General features: G+C 44.7%; 20 protein-coding genes and 2 tRNA genes. 3 read left to right on the top strand and 19 right to left on the bottom strand.

Annotated elements, in window-relative coordinates; genetic code table 11:
- Positions 1-9: 9 nt before the first annotated feature.
- Positions 10-1,148, top strand: a protein-coding gene (locus QT397_18895; protein ID WNZ54926.1) for an IS3 family transposase whose coding sequence is annotated in 2 segments (ribosomal slippage) — positions 10-259 and positions 259-1,148 — 1,140 coding nt in all. Because the reading frame shifts where the segments join, the coding sequence is not laid out codon by codon here.
- Between the two features lie 432 nt (positions 1,149-1,580).
- On the opposite strand, the gene QT397_18890 is transcribed toward QT397_18895, so the two are convergent.
- The 4 genes from QT397_18890 to QT397_18875 are packed head-to-tail and all read right to left on the bottom strand — an operon-like array spanning position 1,581 to position 4,196.
- Positions 1,581-2,189: a DNA-3-methyladenine glycosylase I gene (locus tag QT397_18890; GenBank protein ID WNZ54925.1), complete on the bottom strand. Its 609-nt coding sequence runs from the start codon at positions 2,187-2,189 to the stop codon at positions 1,581-1,583.
- Positions 2,190-2,198: 9 nt separating this feature from the next.
- Positions 2,199-2,501, bottom strand: coding sequence for a hypothetical protein (locus QT397_18885; protein WNZ54924.1), 303 nt, complete (start codon positions 2,499-2,501; stop codon positions 2,199-2,201).
- 26 nt (positions 2,502-2,527) lie between these two features.
- A complete protein-coding gene (locus QT397_18880; protein WNZ54923.1) occupies positions 2,528-3,100 on the bottom strand; it encodes a TetR/AcrR family transcriptional regulator in 573 nt (190 codons plus the stop codon).
- A 10-nt stretch (positions 3,101-3,110) separates the two neighbouring features.
- On the bottom strand, positions 3,111-4,196 hold the full coding sequence (locus tag QT397_18875) for an alkene reductase (protein ID WNZ54922.1): 1,086 nt from the start codon (positions 4,194-4,196) through the stop codon (positions 3,111-3,113).
- Between the two features lie 174 nt (positions 4,197-4,370).
- Between QT397_18875 and QT397_18870 the strand changes: the two genes are divergently transcribed.
- Together QT397_18870 and QT397_18865 are read left to right on the top strand one after the other, a co-directional pair.
- The gene (locus QT397_18870; GenBank protein WNZ54921.1) at positions 4,371-5,078 is read left to right on the top strand and encodes an alpha/beta hydrolase; all 708 of its coding nucleotides are present in this window, start codon (positions 4,371-4,373) and stop codon (positions 5,076-5,078) included.
- Positions 5,079-5,808: 730 nt separating this feature from the next.
- A complete protein-coding gene (locus QT397_18865; protein WNZ54920.1) occupies positions 5,809-7,293 on the top strand; it encodes an APC family permease in 1,485 nt (494 codons plus the stop codon).
- Between the two features lie 400 nt (positions 7,294-7,693).
- On the opposite strand, the gene QT397_18860 is transcribed toward QT397_18865, so the two are convergent.
- From QT397_18860 to sulP, 15 genes are all read right to left on the bottom strand, one after another.
- On the bottom strand, positions 7,694-8,341 hold the full coding sequence (locus QT397_18860) for an MOSC domain-containing protein (GenBank protein WNZ54919.1): 648 nt from the start codon (positions 8,339-8,341) through the stop codon (positions 7,694-7,696).
- 584 nt (positions 8,342-8,925) lie between these two features.
- Entirely contained in the window at positions 8,926-10,086 is a 1,161-nt protein-coding gene (locus QT397_18855; GenBank protein ID WNZ54918.1) for a patatin-like phospholipase family protein, read from the bottom strand.
- 620 nt (positions 10,087-10,706) lie between these two features.
- Complete coding sequence (locus tag QT397_18850) at positions 10,707-11,237, bottom strand: hypothetical protein (protein ID WNZ54917.1); 531 nt, start codon at positions 11,235-11,237, stop codon at positions 10,707-10,709.
- An 11-nt stretch (positions 11,238-11,248) separates the two neighbouring features.
- Positions 11,249-11,563 carry a hypothetical protein gene (locus tag QT397_18845; protein ID WNZ54916.1) on the bottom strand — a complete coding sequence of 105 codons (315 nt, stop codon included), beginning with the start codon at positions 11,561-11,563 and terminating at the stop codon, positions 11,249-11,251.
- Positions 11,564-11,720: 157 nt separating this feature from the next.
- On the bottom strand, positions 11,721-12,704 hold the full coding sequence (locus QT397_18840; protein WNZ54915.1) for a right-handed parallel beta-helix repeat-containing protein: 984 nt from the start codon (positions 12,702-12,704) through the stop codon (positions 11,721-11,723).
- Between the two features lie 119 nt (positions 12,705-12,823).
- Positions 12,824-12,900, bottom strand: a tRNA-Arg gene (locus QT397_18835).
- A 190-nt stretch (positions 12,901-13,090) separates the two neighbouring features.
- Positions 13,091-14,116: a hypothetical protein gene (locus QT397_18830; GenBank protein ID WNZ54914.1), complete on the bottom strand. Its 1,026-nt coding sequence runs from the start codon at positions 14,114-14,116 to the stop codon at positions 13,091-13,093.
- Between the two features lie 693 nt (positions 14,117-14,809).
- Entirely contained in the window at positions 14,810-15,607 is a 798-nt protein-coding gene (locus QT397_18825) for a potassium channel family protein (protein WNZ54913.1), read from the bottom strand.
- An 806-nt stretch (positions 15,608-16,413) separates the two neighbouring features.
- Positions 16,414-16,490, bottom strand: a tRNA-Arg gene (locus QT397_18820).
- A gap of 251 nt (positions 16,491-16,741) precedes the next feature.
- Positions 16,742-17,383 carry an outer membrane beta-barrel protein gene (locus QT397_18815; GenBank protein ID WNZ54912.1) on the bottom strand — a complete coding sequence of 214 codons (642 nt, stop codon included), beginning with the start codon at positions 17,381-17,383 and terminating at the stop codon, positions 16,742-16,744.
- Positions 17,384-17,631: 248 nt separating this feature from the next.
- On the bottom strand, positions 17,632-18,120 hold the full coding sequence (locus tag QT397_18810) for a DUF1993 family protein (protein WNZ54911.1): 489 nt from the start codon (positions 18,118-18,120) through the stop codon (positions 17,632-17,634).
- 61 nt (positions 18,121-18,181) lie between these two features.
- Positions 18,182-18,778 carry a 3'-5' exonuclease gene (locus QT397_18805; GenBank protein WNZ58563.1) on the bottom strand — a complete coding sequence of 199 codons (597 nt, stop codon included), beginning with the start codon at positions 18,776-18,778 and terminating at the stop codon, positions 18,182-18,184.
- The gene (locus QT397_18800) at positions 18,724-19,623 is read right to left on the bottom strand and encodes a 3'-5' exonuclease (GenBank protein ID WNZ54910.1); all 900 of its coding nucleotides are present in this window, start codon (positions 19,621-19,623) and stop codon (positions 18,724-18,726) included. The genes QT397_18805 and QT397_18800 overlap by 55 nt, the downstream gene beginning before the upstream one ends.
- A complete protein-coding gene (locus QT397_18795) occupies positions 19,548-20,399 on the bottom strand; it encodes an ATP-dependent helicase (GenBank protein WNZ54909.1) in 852 nt (283 codons plus the stop codon). Before QT397_18795 ends, QT397_18800 begins: the two co-directional genes overlap by 76 nt.
- A 66-nt stretch (positions 20,400-20,465) precedes the next feature.
- Positions 20,466-22,196, bottom strand: coding sequence for a sulfate permease (sulP, locus tag QT397_18790; protein WNZ54908.1), 1,731 nt, complete (start codon positions 22,194-22,196; stop codon positions 20,466-20,468).

Here is a 22,196-nt window from a genome sequence, read left to right as displayed (position 1 = left end):
AGGTGAAGTATGACAACAAAAGGTACACGTCGGCATTTCAAGCCGGAATTTAAGAAAGACGCCGTAGCGCTAGTCTCTGAGCAAGGGTATTCAATTTCTAAAGCAGCAGAGGCTGTAGGAACAACAGCCAATAACCTGCGACACTGGATAAAGGAACTGAAGCAGGAAGAAGACGGTGTGAGGTTGGATGTAGGTGAGCGCGCAGAGTTAGAGCGATTACGATGTGAAAATAAGCAGTTGCGGATGGAGAAAGAAATCCTAAAAAAGGCCAGCGCCTTCTTTGCGAAAGAAATGAAATAAAGTACAGCTTTATTGAAAAACAGCAAGGCAGCTTTCCTGTTAGGGTGCTCTGCCGGGTAATGCAAGTAAGTAAAACTGGTTATTACGATTGGTGTTGCCGTGGTAATAGCTCAATAGATGCTCAAACATGGCAACTATGCCATCGTTTGAAGGCCCTATTTGCAGAATCTAGACAGAGCCTGGGAAGTCGTCGGTTAATGAAGCTGTTACGTAAAGAAGGCTTTGAAGTCGGGCGCTATCGAGTCCGCAAGCTCATGAAAAAGCTAGGCTTGGCAGTAAAGCGTAAGAAGCGATTTACACTGACGACAGACAGTAAACATCACCTGCCGGTCGCAGAGAACCTTCTGAATAGGGAGTTCTCACCGAGTGCTAAAAATCAAGTTTGGACGACTGATATTACATATATTTGGACTTCGCAGGGCTGGTTGTACTTGGCGGTAGTGATTGATCTCTATTCGCGCCGGATTATTGGTTGGCATCTAGATCGCAAGATGGAAACGGCCCTGGTAACTCGTGCGTTGATGATGGCTGTCAATTTGCGTTCGCCCCCAAAAGGTCTCCTGCATCACTCTGATCGTGGCAGTCAGTATGCCAGCCATACCTACCAAACGTTATTGAGTCAGCATGGGATGGTGTGTTCAATGAGCCGTAAGGGAAATTGTTGGGACAACGCACCGACTGAACGTTTCTTCAGCAGCCTGAAGCGGGAGTGGGTAACGGGAAACCTATATCCGACAAGGGAGGATGCGGTAGCAGATGTAAGAGCCTATATTGCTTATTACAACTCACGAAGAATACATACAACACTGGGAGACCTAGCCCCTATCGAATTTGAGAAATGTGCTTAAAGAAGTGTCCGGTTGGAGTTGACCACAACACCCAGCGTGTGGCAGTTTAAAGATAAAGGTAAATGGCTCGATATTTATCTGGAACCTAGGTTGACTTCTAATAACAGTAAATTACTCCATTGTGCTTTGTTAGAGGGGAAGGGCATTGCACTGATCCCCCATTTTATCATTGAAGATGATCTTAGAGAGGGGCGATTAGTCCCGATTTTGACAAGCTTTCAAACTGCTGAATTAAACCTCTATTCTCTTAGGCCTGGGGACCGTATGTCCTCCTATCGATTAAAATTACTATACAATTTTATATGCGAGCAGCTTGGTGAGTAAGATTGGGGATGTATCAGAGGTAATATCTTTTAGCTGGCATACATCCCCTATCAAGCTATACCCTTTTATAGATTACCTATGATCGTGCGGATTAGTTCTAGTTAAGCATTAGGGTTTTACAAACTTATTTCTTGCTCTCTCTATCTTAGATCGCGTGACACATCCCTCTAGATGGTCATTAATTAATCCCATTGCTTGCATAAAGGCATAGACAGTTGTTGGACCTACAAATTTCCAGCCTAACTTTTTCAAATCTTTCGATAGTGTGATCGATTCGTTTGAGGTAGACATAGACTGAGGCTTGCCAAGCATCTCTTTTTTAGGTTCGTATCTCCAGAGAAATGATGCAAGAGATCCTTCTTTCTTTACGATTTCCCTGGCACATTTGGCATTATTAATAACGGCTTCGATTTTACCTCGGTGTCGGACTATTCCCTCATTTAATAGCAACTTTTCCATATTTGTATTGGTAAAACGGGCTACTTTATTAAAGTTAAATCCATAAAAAGCTTCCCGAAAGTTTTCTCTTTTGGCAAGAATTGTACGCCAGCTTAAACCCGACTGAAAACCTTCCAGGCATAGCTTTTCAAATAGGCGAAAATCGTCACTAACTGGAAAGCCCCATTCTCTGTCATGGTACTCCAGGAAATCTGGTGCAGAAGCGCACCAGTTGCAACGGTATTTACCATCATGACTTTGAATAAGTTGCGCGGCCATACCAATTACCTAACCGTTTGTCTCTGGGTCTAATAAAAATTCAAGCTGCGGACTAGCCTTGGATGAATCAATTTCTATGACATCGGCACTAACCACTTTTTCAGATACGAAAGGGTCTTGTTCGATGCGTATTAGCAATTCTTCATAAGTGGTGTTAAATGCTAGGATACCTCCACCAATTCCAGGTTTTATACTTCCAGACAGTATAAAAACTCCATCATTGAAGCCTTTCTGTAACCACTCTCTGTGGCCAGTCATATATTTTGCTGCTTGTGATTTTTTTTCCGAAAATTTTAACAAAATAATAAACATATACTCACAGTTCCTTGTAAATAGCGCTAAGCTTTCGCCTTGTATGTGTCAACCCAAGAGCACATTTTATTGACTTCGTACTCAACATAGTCCTTGTCCTGAAAAGCATTTGCTAAGGTTGCAACACCCTGGCTCCAAGAGAGAACCTGTAGAGCTAGTTTATCGGCATCAGTATTGGGATTTAGTTGTGTGAATTGTGTTTTTAGCCATTCCCGAAACAGACTGAAAATTTTATTGGCATCCTCTCGCCCTACATGGTTCAACTTGGCAAGTTCATTGGATAGAGTACCTACGGGACAGCCGAAATCTCTGATCTTATCCCAGTTGGTAATGACAATACGGATATAACATTTTATCCGTTGCTCAGATGTATTTCCTTGTGCTTCCCAATCTTCAAGCATTGCTTGGGTTTTTTGCAATCTTCTCTCTATAACACCAGATAGAATTTGATCTTTAGTCTTGAAATGGTGGTAGAAGTTTCCGCGAGAAATATTTAAAAGATTAGCGATATCCTTGAATGAGGTATGCTCAAAACCCTGTTGATAAAATAAGTCATCTGCTATTGCGATGATTCGCTCGCGGGTGTCTAGTTTTTCCATATCGATTACTTTACTGATTTTCTATTTGGGTTGAGGCAAATGGGTAGTCAGTGTAGCCTTTTTCATCTCCACCGTAAAAAGTTGAGTGATCGGCTTGATTGAGTGATATGCCTTGTTTTAGTCGGTAAACTAAATCAGGGTTGGCTAAAAATGGTGCTCCAAATGCAATTAGATCGGCATTATTACTTTTCAGGGATTTTTGGGCCAGTTCGAGATTATAGCCATTATTCGCGATATACACACCCTTAAAGCATTTGCGTAAAGCTGGATAATTAACGGTTTTCTCTTTTTTCATCATATCGCCTTCCAGAATATGAACGTAGGCAATATTCCGGTTACTTAGCTGCTCTAAAACATACTCGAAATTTTCTTGTGGGTTAGAGTCAGACATTGAGTTAAAACTATTCTCTGGTGTTAGACGCACGCCTATACGGTTTGAAGGCCAAGTTTCCATCACGGAATCAATTATTTCGTTTAAAAGACGCATGCGATTCTCTATATTTCCACCATAGAGGTCGTTGCGATGATTAGTCCCGTCACGCAGAAATTGATCAATCAGATACCCGTTAGCGCCGTGAACTTCAACTCCATCAAAGCCGGCCTCTTTAGCCATTTGTGCAGCAAAGCCAAATTGCTCCACGATTTTTGGAATCTCACTAGTTTCTAGTGCACGGGGAAGAGTAAAGTCCTTATGCCCCTCGTAGGTAACCGCTTGCCCAATTGGTTTAATTGCAGATGCGCTCACGGGGGCCTTTTTATCTGGTTGTAGGTCAGGATGGGAAATGCGCCCGCAATGTTGCAGCTGTATAAAAATTTTCCCACCAGCTTGATGCACTGCATGGGTTAACTTCCTCCAACCATCAACTTGATCAGCGGTGTATATACCTGGCGTGTAAGGGTATCCCACACCTTGCGTAGAGATAGGAGATGATTCAGCGATAATTAGGCCAGCGCTTGCCCGCTGTTGGTAGTGCGTAACCATCATAGGTGTTACGACTCCATTTTTGTCCGCTCGATTTCGCGTCATCGGCGCCATAACCATGCGGTTTGTAAGTCGAAGACCTGATAAATCGAAGGATTGAAATAGATTTGCCATGCTGTACTTCCTCTTTAACTAGCATTACAGGGACTAGGACGCTTGGCCTAGAATCAATAATGCTAGGTCAAGCGTCCTAGGCTTGTCAACCGTTTATCATTTGGGATGGGGGTGGAAGCTATAAGTGGCGATAATTCATACAGGTGGAGTGCCTGGTCGTGGGGTTAAGTCTTTATGGCAACATTTGTTCTGGTACACGGTGCTTGGCAGGGAGGCTGGTGTTGGAAGCGGGTATCAGCGTTTCTTAGGCGGTACGGCCATGAGGTTTATAGCCCAACTCTGACGGGGCTCGGAGAAAGGGCGCACCTTTTAGATGGCACAATCAACCTGGATACGCATATACAAGACATTCTGGGTGTTATCGCATGTGAAGAGTTAACGGATATTGTCTTGTGTGGCCACAGTTATGGTGGAGTGGTAATAACCGGTGTGGCTGATAAGGTGCACCAGCATATACGATCCCTTGTCTATCTTGATGCCTTAGTTCCAGAGGATGGGCAAAATGTCTTAGATCTTTTGCCTGTAGAGGTCGGGTTGAGTTTTCAGGATATTGCCAGAACTCAGGGTGATGGATTTCGCGTAGCGCCAAGTCCTGCAATAGATTTCGGGGTTAACATTCAAGATCAGGCATGGGTGGATCGGCGCTGTGTCGACCATCCTCTCGGATCATTTGAGCAACCGATTCAACTACAGGGCTTATGGAAGCAAGTAGCTCGGCACCGATACATCTATGCGTCGGGCTGGGCACCAGGAATTGGTAGGCCGTTCTTTGAGAGAGCCCAGAGAGAACTTGGTTGGGAGACGATAAACCTTCCCTGTGGTCATGATGTGATGCTAGATATGCCCAAAGAACTTACCCAAATTTTGATAGCCTCGATATAGCAATAGCTGCGCTACTTTAGCAACTTATATGGGGCACCCCTTATGGATGCTCCAATGCGAGATGGGTCAAGTATGTCTCTGTATAATTGAAGAGCGTGTCGATATAAAAAATAATTGATCTATTGAATCCAAGTTTTGCGTTGACTACGCCTAATTACATAGTGAAGAAATCAAAGAGAAAAAATATTTCCTCGATTGCGGGTGGGTGGCATAAATCTAGGGGAGCAAGATAAGCCATGGTTGGTACTGCATCACGGTGGCGTGACTGATGATGCGGCTACGGCTTACCTTTTAGTTGTTCCTGAATGTAAGGCTTCTATAGCTTTTGCGACTAACTATGTGCCAGAAAAGTTCTGGCGGATGCGGGGGCGTATGGCGTCAATCTTGAAAGAATACCTTGATGTTGAAAGATGCAACCGCTGGGATTTCCTTCAGCCCTCTGTATAGTTGCGTTAACTTTCATTGCTGCATATGTTGAACGTGCCTCCCGGCAGGCAGCCCTGAGCTTTTGGAAAGGCGGGTTGATGCTCATGTCAAATTTCGATAGGGACTTTAAAGGCTTCTATACAATATCTCCATTTTTAATTTTGACTTATACCTGAAGTAGAAAGAGATAACTTACTGTTTTTGGTTGAGATGAACTGGGCTGGCTAAACTAAAGATACTAGTAGCAGGAGCTATCAGATTAAATAGAGAAGACGCCTGCATAACACTCTAGAAAACGGTCGATATGGGTTGTGCCAAAGGCGGAAAAAAACGCGTTTCTCTGTTGAGTGCTACGCTGCTTAGTGCCACCTGTATGATAGGTTCGGGCTGGTTGTTTAGTGCACAGCTTACGGCAAACTATGCAGGTAATTGGGCTTTTGGAGCTTGGGTATTAGCGGCGCTTTTGGTCTTGATGGTTGGCTTGTGCCTAAGCCGTGTCGTTGCATTCTACCCAGTCCGTGGAGCCCTCGCTCAATCCAGTGCATTGTCGCACAATAGTATTTTTGGAATGCCATTCGCGTTTGCTAATTGGTTTGGCACATTAATGGTTGTTGCGACCGAGGCGCAGGCAACAACCCAATACCTCTCATCTGCTATAGATTCCTCTTTGTTAATTGACAATCACACCTTGACTCCTTGGGGGAAGGTTCTCGCGTTAAGTATTCTTTTTGTATATTTGCTGATTAACTATTATGGAATACGGTTTCTTGCCAAGATTAACAATGTTGTCACTGTTCTAAAGATATTTACTCCCACCTTTGCAATAGTTGTATTGCTTATAGTTGTATTTAGTAGTGATACAAGTGGGTCAAATTTTTCAATTGACTCTAATCAGGAGTTTGGGTTTGGAAGCGCTTTTTCCGCTGTTATTGGGGCAGGTCTAATATATTCGTTTAATGGCTTTCAGATCAGTGTTGCCTTTGCCAGTGAGATAAAACATCCCAAGCGTAATATTCCTTTGGCCGTTACTTTATCAATTACAATAATGACGCTTGTTTATCTTGCATTGCAATATGCTTTTATGGCCTCAGTGCCGAACGATCTTCTGGTGGAAAATGGTGGTTGGCAAGGGATTAATTTTGACTCGCCGCTTTTGGACTTGGCGACACTGCTTGGCTTGCACTTTCTTGCAATGATACTACTTGCAGACAGTGTGATAAGTCCCTCGGCATCTGGATATACTTATTTGGGAGCCTCGTCAAGAATTCTATTTGCAATGGCCTCTGTAGGGCAAATGCCGCGATGGTTAGCTGTTTTAGATCCTGTACATAATTTATCAAGGCGCTCGATGCTTACTAATTGGTTGATAGCAGCAGTTGTACTTGCTCATGCTGATAGTTGGGCAGCACTTATGGTGATCGTATCTGGCTATCATATAGTTGGATATATGGCCGCCCCCATCAGCATGGGAGCACTTGAACCTAGCACGAGATACTTTGGGGCTGCTGTTTTTGCTGTACTGGGGGTGCTCATGATTACCATAACTTCATCATCCCTTTTGTTGGTGTGCGCCTCTTTGTCAGTACTTATCTGTATTTTTGCATCATTGCATATTGCCAGTATTGGGGTTAAGAAATTATCTGTGTTAGTTCTGCCGTTTATTATATATTTATGGATTTTATATTTTATCCAGTATATTTGGGCGGTAATTGTTTTTTCAGTTGCTTTTTATTTGTTAATATCTTCGAAGCCCTATGTTAAATTTTGCAGGGTATATAATAAGCTGTAGCTTGATGTATGGTTTTAAATGGTTGGTGTCTGTGATATTAGTAAAAGATTACAGGGTGTTGGGTGGATCCAAGTACATGAGTGAACCCTTTTGCCAAGGCCAATTCTGACAGGGTCAGTTTAAGTTATTGAATGCCTGATAATAGCTATCATTTTATCCGCAAATATATTGGTAGATGGCAATAGGGGGTGTTCGAGTATAGCTCGCGCAGTAATATCAACTTGAGGAAGCCTATTAATTCTTGTTTGTTTAATAAGTTAGTACTTTTCTCCAAAAAATTACGGTTAACACATTTAAGTCCGGGGAGTGCCGGGTTTTAACTTTTACTACACAGCCCTCCTGGAGGCTCACTTTCGGAGGGAACATAGTTAGTAGGCTGATGTGATAAATTGCTCAATTGTCAGAGCTTAGAGAGCCGTCTTACAGCTTTCTCTCTCCACTCTTTGGATAAGGGTTGTAGTTGACTTGCAGCCTGGAGTACTTGCTTGGTATCGGGAAATTGCTTATCAAAAAAAGCTCTGAACATAGATCGTATGTCGATTGAGTTTGGAGCTTCAGCTATCTTACAAATCGAATCCCCTTCTTTAATATGCCCCTCCTTAATAACCCTAAAATATACACCGCAATTAAAGCTACTAGTGAGAATCTTGGCTGCAGCGTCATTATCTAGGGCCATGCTTAGCTTAAAGCAGGGTATTCTGGGTTGACTTACCTCAAGGATACAACTGCCTATGCGGAATTGGTCTCCAACAAAGATATTTTGTTCTCGAAGCCCTTCTACAGTTAAATTCTCACCAAATGCGCCATACTTAAGGCTCTTTCTGCCTAACAGGTCTTCCCAGTAAGGGTAGTGGTCATTAGAAAACGCATATATGGCCATATCTTTGCCGCCATGATTTTTTAAGTCTGCCTGCTCATCTCCTTCCAAATTATTCTTTCCAACAAAAAGTTTTCCTTGGACTGGCTTCTTGAAGATCCCCGTTGTTACAGTTTTACCCCTGTATTCGCAATCTACTTTTTTGGATACGTTTATAGAGAGGAGTTTCATATTTTCTTATTGGTAGATAATTTATGCAGGACCTGGATCTTAGCAAAATATACGCTTAATGCACAGCTATCCTATGTTGCTTTAATGTCCTATAGGACGGCTTACATATATCTGTTTATTGGTTAATGGTTGGAAGATTTATCCCGATACCAGCGCCAGCGATCTTCTTCGTACTCATAGCATATATTATCGCAGTGGATCTTCTTCTCTACGCACCAGTCTTGATTTTCATTATCTCTAATGCAGTCATAGTAGCTATTCTTACAGGTTTTTATACACCTGTTTCGAGCCTCACGATCATGAAGTTCTCCAGCTCTTACATTCACAAAGAGGCAGGAAGTCAGTGTAATTAGAATTGTGATTAGATAGCGTAGCTTTGGCATGGTTAAACGCCGTTTGATTTTGCTCCTGAAGAGTAATGTCACTAGCGATAAATCAGTAAAATATTTGTTGGTTGGTTTGCTGGCAGGCGGGTGTGCAGATGATGAGTGCTAAGCGTGTATTTTCTGATAGAGTGAATGCCACTGTCCTTAGGCTAGGCGGCAACTTTTTTTGAGTTGCCGCCTTACATTGTGATGAGATTTTTATCCGTTGGCAGTGGCCAATTGGTCAATTACCTGTTGTATTTTATGTTTATTGTTTTTAATGAGTCGATCTGAGTGAATCTTGAGTGAATCGATATTGTCGTATTCAAATAGACCGACATGGGGTTCAGTTACCTCTACATTGAGATAGTCATATTTGATCTTTACATTGTTGGAGAGTAATGACGCAATTTCCAGGGCGTGCAATTGCTGCTCATCCATTGATCTTTGAACACTTGAGATAGCATCTCGTGCCCACTGTAGTATGCCCCAGTTTTTCAGGTCTTTATATTTCACCTGCGAACTGGTTAGCGGGGAGGTGCCGGACCCAAGAATCAGCACATAGTAGTTCTTGTGAGGGAACTCTTTGATGATATCCAGGAGCGCAACACTTGCAGGGTTGTTGGCAGAAATACCTGCGTCGGCAAAGTATTTATGGCCCACTTCTTTGCTGTCAGCCATAAAGCCAACTGGGGGAAACAGTGAAACCCCACTAACTGCAGCTGTGACCAGTTGATATAGGCTGTTGGTAGGAAGCTCACTGGTATCTCCTCCTCGGTTTTTGAAGAGGTGAAGTTCACCAGTATTTACACTGAGTGAGGGGATAATCACATAATTTTTCAAATCGGTGAAGTTAAGCTCTGGTGTATAGTGCTTCTCCATCACTTTGTGAAGGCGGCGGCCCAAATATTTTGGAGAAAAAAGACCGGATGCCGTAAGCAGTTTATGATACCAAGGGGTTGAAAACAGATAATTACTTTTCGACTTGTATAAGTTAATAAGCAAGTCTGTTTTTGAATCGACATTGGCATAGCTTTTAGCCAGGTGAGATGAGCGGACATTCAACCCGGTAACAATGACAGCGCCCGTCGAGACACCACTAAACACATCGAAAAGCTCGTCAACTGGTTGCCCCAGTGCTTTTTCCAAGTGCTTAATGACATATAGTGGTATGAGTCCACGGATACCACCACCGTCAATGACAAGTATGTTGATCGTATCTTTATCATTGAGATGATTGCGTATCGCAGTCTCATCCTCTTGCACGGGTGAGCGATAAAATGTTGCGCTTGCTGTAAGGATGTAGTTGTACAGATAGGCGCAGGCAGTGAAAATCACGATGATCACTGTACATATAATAAGGAAATAACTGAGTTCCATTTCTGCACCTATAAGGTATTTACGTCGCAAGGATATAGACACCGAATCTTTGATATTGACTAAATGGAGAGAGCGGGTTTTGTCGGGTAAGAAGGGGGGCGGAAAAAACGTATGATATTACTTTTTATGGGTTGAACGGTCCGTAGTTTTTTCTCGGTTGTAAGGGCTTTCGGTGAGAAAAAAGTGCGATTTCTAGGTCTGTGCGTCTTATTTTCAGTTTTCTGGTAATGATTATTTCGTATATCGATTTTTTCGAAATTATCGATATATCGATGATGACCGGATGGTTTAATATGAGCTGAAGATGACTATTTAGTTAAATATCAATAGTTTGATGCTGGATGGAGTGCTGTCCTAATTTAGGATAATACTCATTTCAAAAAATAAGTGTATTTCTGTATTAACCCATTAATTTTTCAGTGCTTTTTGCTTGACTGAAAATTCCGCCTTTAGTTACTTTTCACGCATAGAATCTTGAGTGTCCACAGAGTCCAGCCTTATTGGCTGACTCCCAGCAGGATTGATATCAGCGCTTGGCGTACTGGCTGGTATCAAATTTGCCCTTGATAGCGCTTGCCATGCAAATAGCCAAAAAGCTCTCGGTGGCTGAAAAGAGGGGCTCAGCAAGGAGAGGAATGCTTTTTAAATGTATTGAGCAGGGTTTTGGCTTCTTTAAGGCTTAGCAAGTGTGCCTTGAATGAATTGGCCCCGGCATTTACTCCCAGAGAGATCAATTTCATCACTACATTGAACGCGAGTTCTGATTTTAGGTAGGGGGTAAATGCCAGAAAGGCATTAAATATAGACTGATGAACTCTGTTTAGTAACTCTTGTATATCTGGATTGCTGGTTGATATCTTCTCGGCCTTTTTCTCAAAGGCTTTTAGCTGATTGACATACTCTGAAAATAACCTGAGATTAAACACAACCGTTCTGTGCTCTTTATATCCGGCAATGATGGTGCTGAGTGCATCATTGATCTTGCGTAAGGCTATGTAATCATTTCTTGATAGGTCGGTATAAGAATCGGAGAGATAGCCGATCGTATCTCTCCGTAGCTGACAAAACTCAAATAAGTGTTGATCATGCTTCTTTACTTCCAGAAGCTGATATATTTTCGCGAAAATGAAGACAAGAGCAATTGCCGGCAATAGATAGAGCACTACTCAAACTCCTTTTCATTAATTGGCTTCTTGGGCGCGTTTTTCCTAGTGGGAGGTGAATAAGAGAAGGCGTTGTCCATCAACTTTAAAAACCTGTCCCTATATTCTTTATTATCTGCTGCAAGCCGGTCAATTTCAACTTGTCGGTCCTTCAGGCGCCCACTGTACATCCAGAAGAGGAGGTAATGCGCAAAGATGAAAAATATGACAAAGAGGCCATTCTTAAGCCCCACATTCTGTACGAACTGAAGTATATCTTTGAGGATATCAGTCATGTAGTCCCTTACTTCTGATTTTGACAGCTCCTCATGCATTTTTAACTATTGAGACTCTTGATTCAACTTGGTTTAACTTTGAACAGTAATTTTGGTACTTGAGTCTTATTTGCTTCTGTTTAAACCCCGGATATAGCCTTCGTGAGACTGGAGGTGTCCGGCCTTGCAGCGCAAGCCACTTCTCTAGTTTGGGTAGTTAGTCTAAGCATGTGGGGTCTGAAGTAGTGAACTGGTTTCCACTCCAAAGATTTCTTTCATTGCAGTCGGGGTCAAAGGGATCTGCGAGGTCAAATTGCTGATTGCCGTTTAGGGTATTCCCGGTAATCCGGTTGTTTAAGCTATTCGAGTCAGTAACGATAATACCGCCATTGCTTGATAGTATCGATAGCCCATTATTGGATACCGTGTTGCTTGCAATCGAATTGCTTGAGCCGCCACTTAGATTAATGCCCACCTGCCCATTATCCGCCACATTGTTACTTGCTATGTTGTTGAAATTACCGTTTATCAGGATTCCAGCTTCACCGTTATTCTCAATGATGCTGTTAGATACAAATGTGAAGTTGCCGTCAATCTCGAAGCCGTCCTCGCTAAACCCAGAAACGGTAGTAAAGGAGATATTGTTATAGTCTCCCAGGATTTCAATGCCTTCGTCTCCGCCTCCTAGTACCGTACTGCGACTAATGGTGTTGTAATCGCCAAAAACCTCAATACCATCAGAGATGGTTGAAGTAGCAGGACCTGTAATATCGACGTTGGTGATGGTATTGCCGTTGCCGAATAGCAAAATTGCATTTCTTACAGCGCTATTTATTTCCATATTGGAGATGGAGTGGAAGCCTGAGCTGGAGGTGATGACACCATTGGTGCAGTTGGTTAGTTGGCCGTTGCTGAGATATGCTGCGGTGCCCTGTAGGTCTATTGCGTAGAAATCTGTTTGGGTTGGGTCCAGCGATACGCAGCTAAGCTCAAACTCCGCCATATTCAGGCTCCCTGATGGGCCTACAATGGTGAGTGCTACAGGATTGGCGATACTCAACTCGCAATTCAGGTCCTGAGATAGAGTGGTGGGCTCAGATATAGTGTCGCCGCATTCAATGGCCAGTGCGGCCGTAGATAGGGTAAAGACTGCGGCTAACAAACCTAGCTGCTTAAGTACATTCAGAGTCGTGATATCCATGGCGCTACCCCCTGAAAACTTCTCCTTGTTTCCATAATCCAAAGCCTAGCTGTGTTTTGGTGTTGAGGTTGTCGCAATAAAAAAGGGGCTTACGTCAAAAAACGTAAGCCCCTTGAAAATGGCGCGCTCGGGAGGATTCGAACCTCCGACCGCCTGGTTCGTAGCCAGGTACTCTATCCAGCTGAGCTACGAGCGCGTCGAGGAGGCGCACAATATAGATTGGTGTAGGTAGAGTCAAGCATTTTTTTCATATGAAGCACTTTTTTGGTGTTTGGTGGCCGTAAAGCCTGTTTGTCTGTTTCTGCTTTCGCACAAAGGGATTTGGCTCAGGAGCCGTGGGTAGGGCTTTCTAGAGGTTATAAGAGGCTTTCGAGGCTCTACGGCGACTACTGACTAATCGTTCCGCTATTGCTTGTTCCCAGCTGGGTCACATTGGAAAGCTGTGAGGTTCCACTTTGGTTAGCTGTGAGGCTGTTCAGGGTCCCGTTTTGAAGGGATGTTAAAGTGTGGTTCATTCCGCTCTGATTCGACATTACAGAGTTCTCCATGCCGCTTTGGGTGGTCCATGAGCTAATTTGTGAGCCTGTCTGAAACAGTGTTTGTGAATTTTGCATGCCTTGCTGGCTTATATTTAATTGGCTAAAGGAACTGTTGGATTGATTGGCTGACACGGTATTTAGCTCACCAACTTGATCTCCAATAGCAAAATTATTACCGCCTGCACTCTGACCAAGGCTGAATATATTTCCAGTGCCAAATTGTGTAGAGCTGGCAAAATCAGAAATGCTTAAGCTGTGAGATATTCCACTCTCATTTTGATCCCCGATTTGTAAAATTTGAACGGTACCCAGTGAGCTTTCAATCTGTATAGATACTCCGACATTGTTAGTACCATCTTGAGTCATATCCATGAAATTATCGGTGCTATCTATTTGGGTGAGCAAGGTAGTATTAGAATCGCCTTGTTGTAAGGAGATGGCAGTGTCATTAGAAGAGCGAATTTGCGTGCCGGCTGTTCCATTATTGGTCCCAAAAAGTGTCTGGGATAATGTAGTTCCAATAGAATCAATCTGAAAATTTGACAGTGTGTTTCCATCACCATTCTGTAGGATAGTCATACTGGATAATTCAGCATTTTCCTGCTCTAAGTTTAGGCTGGTATTTGCATTGCCTATTTGTGTATGGCTGATGGAGCTATTAAGGGTAGTTCCAAATTGGGTTGCTTCAGAGAAATTATTGTTGCCATTTTGCACTTGTAGAATGGTACTGTTCTGAGTACTGAAGTCGGATTGATCCGTCATTGCCATGTTGCCGGTACCGGTCTGCTGTACAATGGAAGTATTATTATTTGCCTGTAGATGTGCACTGAAAGTAGTAAGTGCAACTGCCATAACTAAAAAATTTGCTTTCATAGTGCGACCTCTAGGGTGTAAATGGAAATAGTAGTTGGATTGATATCAGTAGGATGCGCATACTTGGTTATGTTGCCCTCTAAGGGGAAGTTGATAGTGTCAAAATTGGGGGCTGTTTTGAGTGGCGCTAAGGGCAGTTGTAGCCAAATACTGCAAAGGAGGCTATCAAATTGTAGGAGGCGTCTGGCGAAAGACTTCACGCAACTTGACCCCATTTATGCTCTGTCACTCGTCTCACGGGAAGCCCTTTGGGTAACCCCGGTGCAGCCATCCTTCTCGCGACATCTTGATCAGGTCAATCGGTGCAGGGAAAGTGTTGGTGATCTGAGTTGAAGTTGCCATAGGAACTCAGTGTTAAATTACTAGGAAGAAAGTTCAGGTTTTAGTGCCCATTAAATTCCAAGTAATATCTTCTATTAAAAATTATCTTAGGTTTTAAGTAGTGGATATTGTCAGCGAAGATGAAAGGCCATTAAGCAGACCTCTCCCGACTTAAATCGTAGTACAATTCGAAAAATTGCTACTTGCTACTGATAAATAATACTTGAATTGGAACTTTGGAAGCTGGATATAGCATGTCCGGCAGTATCTGTTATTAAGGTGGGGCCCTTGTATACCCCGAACAGGATGACTTATGGTTGAGATAAATATTAAGGCTTGGATCTAGTTTGCCCTTAACCTCTTGGCGGTTTATTAGCCTTGGCTAACGTGCGATTCTAGTGAATTGATATAACCCATATATATGTCTCGGTCACGCCTGTCTCCATTTGCATCGACTCCTGCCATAATGTCATTGATTAGATTGAATAGAGTTTCCGATAAGGTCTCTGATGCTTCACTCACAGCTTCAAGTCGGACAGACTGGCTTATATGGGTATAGAAGAAGTCCAATAGCCTTGTATCGTGGAGATTTATCGTTGAGCAAGCCAGTTCTATTTGTCGGGCATATATTTTGTATTCCGTCATGACCATTACTCTGAACTTGTAGTCGCGAGGGAGGGCTTCCTTAAGGATATTTGCATTTCTATTATTGTTGTTCTCCAAGTATGCTCTAAAACCCATCATGTCATAGGATGCTGGGGCTTGTTCTTTGTGAGTTATGGTGCTGATAGCCGCGGCACAAAAGTCGGCCATATGAACTCGAAAATAGTGGTATGCATTTTTTAATTGTTCGACTCTTTTTTCTTGTCTTAATTTTTCTTGTCGGTTTGATTGGTATTTTGTAAATTCATTCAATAGTAGCCCAAATGTTGCAATTCCCGTCAGTGTTTCAATGGAGGTTAGTAGATAACCGAGTTCATTGATAGGGTGAATTTCTCCGTAGCCCAAAGTCGTTATAGTTACAATGCTGAAGTAAATGCTTTTTGTGAAATTGAGCTTTTCATTTATACAGGAGTCACACCCACTATATATGGCGGCAAAGATGAAGATTGCTGAAAAATAGCCGACAAGTATTTTTTTCCATGTCAGAAAAGATAGGAAATGTGTCATGTTCTGTGCTCATTAACTATAAGCGATATAATTTGTGCCTGCGTCATTCCTTTTCGGATAATTACGATCGCGCCAGCAAGTTTAAAAGAGGGCTGCTTGCAATCAGTCAATCTGGATTATGGTGACTGTTTTGATCTTACGTTTCTATTAGCATAGTAACGTTAGCTAAGTTGTGAATTATTGAGTCGATACTACAAGGTGTATTGCTTATAGGTTGGTGGTGATGTTGAGAGCATCATTTACATTCATGACTTGATGGGGAAGAGGTTGGTTATATCATCGAGAAGCTCGCCCCTCAATTTTTCTAACACCTAAAACTGCCTGTACACGAGGGGATATAATTATTGCTCTTTAGAAGCGGGTCCTGATACGTAATGCTATTGCATCTAATAATGGCTTTTCGTTGGCTATTTACCCACTGCGGTTCGTCCAATTAATTATTGCTAGTGGAACTCAGTTAAAATCTACCACTTACCCAATCGCTGGTTTTCTTCTTGGGAAAGAGGAGCTGGCTCAGCCCCTGCTTATATAAATTTATCTATATCACTGGCAATTTATGTTTCTGGCAGTGAACGGCCAATTCCATCACTAGCTCCCAGCAATGGGTTCAAGGTGAGGAATACTTCCTAGAAGTTCTTGTATTACGGCCCGGTGACGGATGCCTTATGGTGGAGTTCTGGGGGAGTTGATAGCGGTGGGGCCGACTCAGGCATAAAGGTAGTGCTGGCGGTGATATATGCATGCGGGTTTTACCGCGCTATAACAAAAAAGGGCTTACGCCGTTAAGCATAAGCCCTTTGTTTGTATGGCGCGCTCGGGAGGATTCGAACCTCCGACCGCCTGGTTCGTAGCCAGGTACTCTATCCAGCTGAGCTACGAGCGCGTTACGGGTGCGGATATTATAGATGCCCCTGGTGCAAGTCAACCTAAAGAATGAAAAAACCCTTAAAAATCATTGTGTTGGCTAAAGATTAGGCATTTTGGGGGTATTTAGTGCAAGCCGAGATTTTCTTGGTTGCCGATTGGCTCCCGGTTACCTCTAGGTGGCTGAGAGGCATTTGATTGTTCTTAACTCTAGTAAGTGAAGGGAGCTGCAGCTGCTTTCTCTGTAGCCCCTCCTGTTTGCAAGGTGGATTAGAAGCGGGCTTCCAGCGATAGGTCAAACCCGTTAACGGCTACGATGTCGTTATCGATTGTCTTCCACTGAAGCTTTCCTGAGAACTTATCGGTAAAGTCATAGGTAGCACCAAGGCCGTAAGTTAGATCCACATCTTTTTCACTGTATCTCTCAATTGGAGATATGAGTGACCACCAAGTGGATACAGGTCTGAACTCACTGTCGACTTTGGTGTAGGAAACACCAAGATTCGCACTCAAGGTTAGTTTTTCGAGAACGGGGTAGTGAGCGACACCGCTCAACTGAAAACTGCTGACCTTAAGTGTTTCGTCATCTGCGATGTAGGCATGTTTGTACTCTCCTTCCCATTCGTCATAATAGTTAACCGAGGCGATATATTCGTCATAGGCACTGCCAAAATTGCTGTATGCTGCTTCTACAGAGAAGTGCGGGTTAAATTTATACCCGAGATAAATATTTAAAGAATTTGTTTGATCGCCAAAGCGCTGGCCATCAAGGTAATGATCGGACTGAGCCTTCTGGCCATCAAGGTCATAGTAGCCTAAGCCAAACCCGATATAGAACGGGTTCTCTTCTGCTAAAGTGGCATTAGAGATTGTTAGAGCTAAGGGGACTAATAATAGTTTGGAGATTTTCATACCGGTTACTTCTATTCCATGAAAAGTTTGGTGTAGATGTCGAATTGTATCGCGTTTATATTTTTTTTTATGAACTTGGTCAAGTTATTTTAAATGAGGTGAAATTTCTGAGTCTGAATTCTTAGCACCATAGTAATAGTTACGACTCATGGTGATATTCTGGTTAATGCCGTGAGGGTGTATGTTCGGCGAAGTAGTTTGATAGTAAAGGGCTGGTAGAATTTGGTATTGAAGTATTTTGGTGAGTTTTACATAAAGCTAAATTCAGCTGGATAGCTGTGGAACCCATCAAAATCGCCTTTGCTAAGGGTTACACCACAGTGGCGTGCAATTGCATAAACCATGCTTATATGGAATAGCAAGTTTGGAATTATATATTGATGGATATATTTTGGCTGTGGGAGATCCACGGTTGTAAAACCTGCTTTATCATTGATTCTTCTACTACTGTCCAGATCGGTTACTTCGGGTAAAGAATCCAAATAATTTAGTGTTTTCTGGATGGTTCTCAGAATACCCTCCTTTGTACTGCCATCCTCTTCAAATGTCACAATTTTTTGGTCAACGAGTGGGCAGTATCCACGAAGAGAAAAATTGGCCGCAATTTTTGCATTCTCGGCTAAGCTGAACATGTTAGATGCCAGCTGCTTGTGAAATATTTCCTGCGGAATTTTAGTCACAATTGAAAGTAGTTGGGAAAGATAATTATGAAGGAGGCTCTTGATAGATATTTGCATTAGGTAACCTGATAATAGCGGAGTGAATAATCTTTTTTGGTACACGCGTTCCTGGGTATTGCTACATCAGATATTGTGACAAAGTCTCCCAATCAAACCGTCGAGCTTTTCCATCGCTAAATAAAACCTCGATACGCTTGTCCTCCCATCCCAAAACCCTTCCATAGCCAAGTTTTCGATGCCGCAGCCCCTCTCCAGGTTCTGGTTTTCGCATTGGTGCCCTGGGTGCGCTGATATTGGGGTTGTAATCGCAAGCTTCTAAATAGTGGAGTGCTTGGCGTGAAACCGGTACATCGGTGTCGATTTTTTCCGGGCGCTCCTTTAGGGAGTCTGCCATCAATTTACTTAAAGGAAGCTGCATCTCATTAATAAATAATGAAGGCTGCGAAGCCTCGGGGTCATTCTTTTTGGAGTCTTCTGCAGGGGCCAACAAGAAGAGTTTTGACTTGGCGCGGGTCATCGCCACGTACATTAAGCGGCGTTCGCTCTCCAGTGACGCGGGTGTGCTGAAGTCCCGTTGAGGTTGATAGGGCATATTGTGCTGGGTGAGGGTGGGGATAATCACTTGTTCCCACTCCAAACCTTTAGCCTGGTGCATAGTCGTTATTTGTATAGCATCCGCTTCAGTTTGTTCACCCTCACGGTGTTGGCGTTGCAGCTCTTGTAGATGTGCCAGGGCTTCAGCGGGGGCTGCTTCAGTGTGTCCAGGTATTTGCAGAAAGCGAGGATGGTTTGCTGCCTTTCCTCCCCTTGTTGGCGGGTGAAGGCGTCGTCAGCGATTCCGCTGAGAAGTTCCAGTTCACCGATATGACGACGCAGTAGCTCTCCGGCGTGACCGCGCCAGTTCTCGATCTGGGTAAGCAGGTCTGCCCGTTGGCGCAAGCGCTTGGTCTGGGGCTTACTCAGGTTTTCAGGCAGCAGGGCAATCAGCTTCTTGCCCCAGCCTTTATCTAACACCGCCAGAGAGGAACAGAGGGGCTCCAGAACTTTGCGCGGAATACGCACATGGGGAGAGGTCAGCCATTCGTAAAGCCCCTGCTGGCGCCGCTTGGGTGGAAGTTCGGCGAATCGACCGGAGGCAATATTTAAACTCCAAAATAAGGGGCGGAGCTCCCGGCGCGAAAGGACGGTGTTGCGGCTTGCTGAACGGTAGGGAATATTATTGGCCAGCAGTGCCAGTTCAATAGGAGCGGCGATAGACCACAGCCGCACCAGCACGGCGACCTCCCTGAATGACTGACCTTGCTTTTGACATCGACGCAGGTGCTCTACAAGCCAGCGCCCCTCCTTATCGGTTTTTACCAACTCGATTTCTGTTTGCTGATCTTCATTGGCTGAAACACAGAATATATCGGCGCGATCGCGATTGTTCTCAATAAAGTGGTTGGCGGCCAGGGATAATTGGTGGCCATAACGGAAAGTGCGGCTCAGGTGATAAATATTCGAGGGGGAAAATCCCCATCGAAAAATGTGAGCAGGAAATCCGGTTTGGAGCCTCGCCATTCGTAAATGGTTTGGTCTGGGTCGCCAATCGCGATGACGTTGCCAGTTTTTCCGTAGAGAACTCGCAATAAAAAGTGCTGTATCTCATTGATATCCTGGTATTCGTCCACCAGGATATCTTCGTAATAGCTGCCGTACTGCTCGGCCATCTCCTCATCCATGCTGAGCAGCATGGCTGGGTCATAAATCAGATCGGCGTAGGTAACCGCATTTTGGCTGCGGCGCCATGCCTCAAAAGTGCGAAATACCTGCAGAAAATACATGTATTCATCGCCGAGCTTCAGTTCCTGAAATGCGCTGAGATCTCCCGACAGAATCGTTTTGGTGTAGTCGATAAAAAATTCAGCGGCCTCAATCTCAGATTGCTTTCGTGCTCTAATCTCTTCGAGTTCGTGGGTAGGCGCGCACTCTTCAATGGCCTTCCAGATTTGTAATTGGATTGTGGATTGGGGCAGGGGGGATAGGTTGGCAGCAGCGATATGATCATTGGCGATCATGCGTTGGTATAAACGATATCCAACACTGTGAAAGGTATGTACCGCTGGTGTCGAGCCTTCAGCCAGCTGCCGTAAGCGACGATCGAAGTCCTCCCGAGCACTGCGGTTATACATTAATACCAGCAATCGTTCGGGGGCGATACCTGCATCAAGGCGGTTCTTTATGTAGTGCAACAGAGCAGTGGTTTTGCCGGAGCCGGCAACGGCAATGATCTTGGCGTGACCACCGGCGTGATCTGCAATTGCCTGTTGTTCAGAGGTAAGGTTGTTTCCGCCCATCGCGCTCTTTACTCAAATACTGGATATTTTGCCAGTGTTTGTTGCTGTCTTACAAGTCGCGCTATCTTATTCGGATGGTTTGCCGCTATCGGAGATTTGATGGTGGCGCAGGGCAAGCTCAGCGATGTAGGGGGAGAGGAATACGCGGCCGCTCAATTCCTGCAGTAGCTTAGAGTGGCCCAGGCGATCCAGTACAGCCCCCTTTACCTCAGCCAGATGCAGCTGGATATTTCGATTCTGTAAATCCCGGTTTACTTGTAACAGACGCTCTATCGCTGTGCTGTCGATCCGGTTAACAGACGATAAGATCAGCACCATATGGCGGGTATTGCGATGCCGCTTTATCTCTACAAAAAGTCGCTCCTCAATCGCATTAATGTTGCTAAAAAACAGGTTCTCATCAATACGCAGGAACAAAATTTCAGAGTCGGTTTTCACCGTATGGCGAAGTACATTACGGAATTGCTCAGTACCCGGTACACGCCCCACGACAGCGATATGTGGCCGGCTGGCTCGCCAGATCAATGTGGCGAATGAGAGCCCGACGCCCAGGGCAATCCCGGTCTCCACGCCAAAAAACACTACCCCGAGAAATGTGCCTGCCATAGCCAGTCCATCGGTGCGGTCGTAGCGCCAGTGGTGGGCCATTCCCTGGACGTTGATCAGGTTTGCGGCTGCAACAATGATGGTGGCAGCTAGCACGCAGATTGGCAGTTCGGTAAAGACTTTGGTGGCATACAGAAGTAGCAGGGCTATTAGCACTGCGGCTATCACGCCGCTGAGAGGGGTTTTTGCTCCACTCTCATCGTTAACGGCCGTCCGTGCAAAGCTGCCGGTCACCGCAAACCCTCCTGAAAATGCGCTGAGTAGATTGGAGGCACCCAGCCCCCGCAGTTCCGCATTAGTGTTGAGCTTCTCGCCGCGCCGCTGGGCGATAGAGTGGGCAATAGATAAGCTCTCGACAAAACCGAGCAGGGCAATAATCAGGGCAGGCAATAGCAGTTTGTAAATCAGCCCCGGATTAATAGAGGGGATACTTAGGTGCGGTAGGCCAGCGGGAATAACCCCCACAACGGGTAATTCCTTCTCCCAGTGAAAAATAGCGGTGAGCACAATGGCAATCACCACGATAAGCATGGGCGCCAACCGCGAAAGCAATTTGGATCGTGCTGGGCCGACCCCGATTTTCCTGAGCAGGAAGGGCAAGCCTAGACGGGCGGCAATTAAGCTGGCCAGTGCAATGAGCCCCAGCAGAGCTGCTTCCCGATCGGTTTCGGGCAGGTGGTTAAAGGTGCTGATCAATATCTCGAGAACCGTATCGCCATTGCTTGATATTCCCAGTAAAGGGGCAATCTGCCCGGCAATAATCAGCAGCGCGGCGCCGGAGACAAAACCGTCAACAACCGGAAGACTCAAGAGGTTGGCGAGGCTGCCGAGGCCAAGAAACCCCATTAGTAGCAGGCTTACTCCACTCAAGAGCGCTAATAATATGGCGCCGGAAATGTACTCGGGACTTCCCGGTGAGGCTATGGGGGTGAGAGCTGAAGCGGTCATTAGGGCGAGCACGGCCACCGGGCCGACGGACAGCACCGAGCTGGAGCCAAACAGTGCGTATCCTATTAATGGGAGCAGCCCAGCGTAGAGCCCTAGATAAGGGGGCAAGCCGGCAAGTGCGGCATAGGCGAGGGCCTGTGGGATCAGCATCATGCTGGCCAGGAGGGCGGCAACACTATCTCCCACCAGCCACTTGGGCTGGTAGCGTCGAAGCCATGGAGGGATTAGGTGGAGTAGCCGCAT

This window comes from Microbulbifer sp. MKSA007, assembly GCA_032615215.1.
Lineage (GTDB): Bacteria > Pseudomonadota > Gammaproteobacteria > Pseudomonadales > Cellvibrionaceae > Microbulbifer.
Note: the sequence above shows the minus strand (reverse complement) of the source record. Positions and strands in the feature narration are given on the sequence as shown.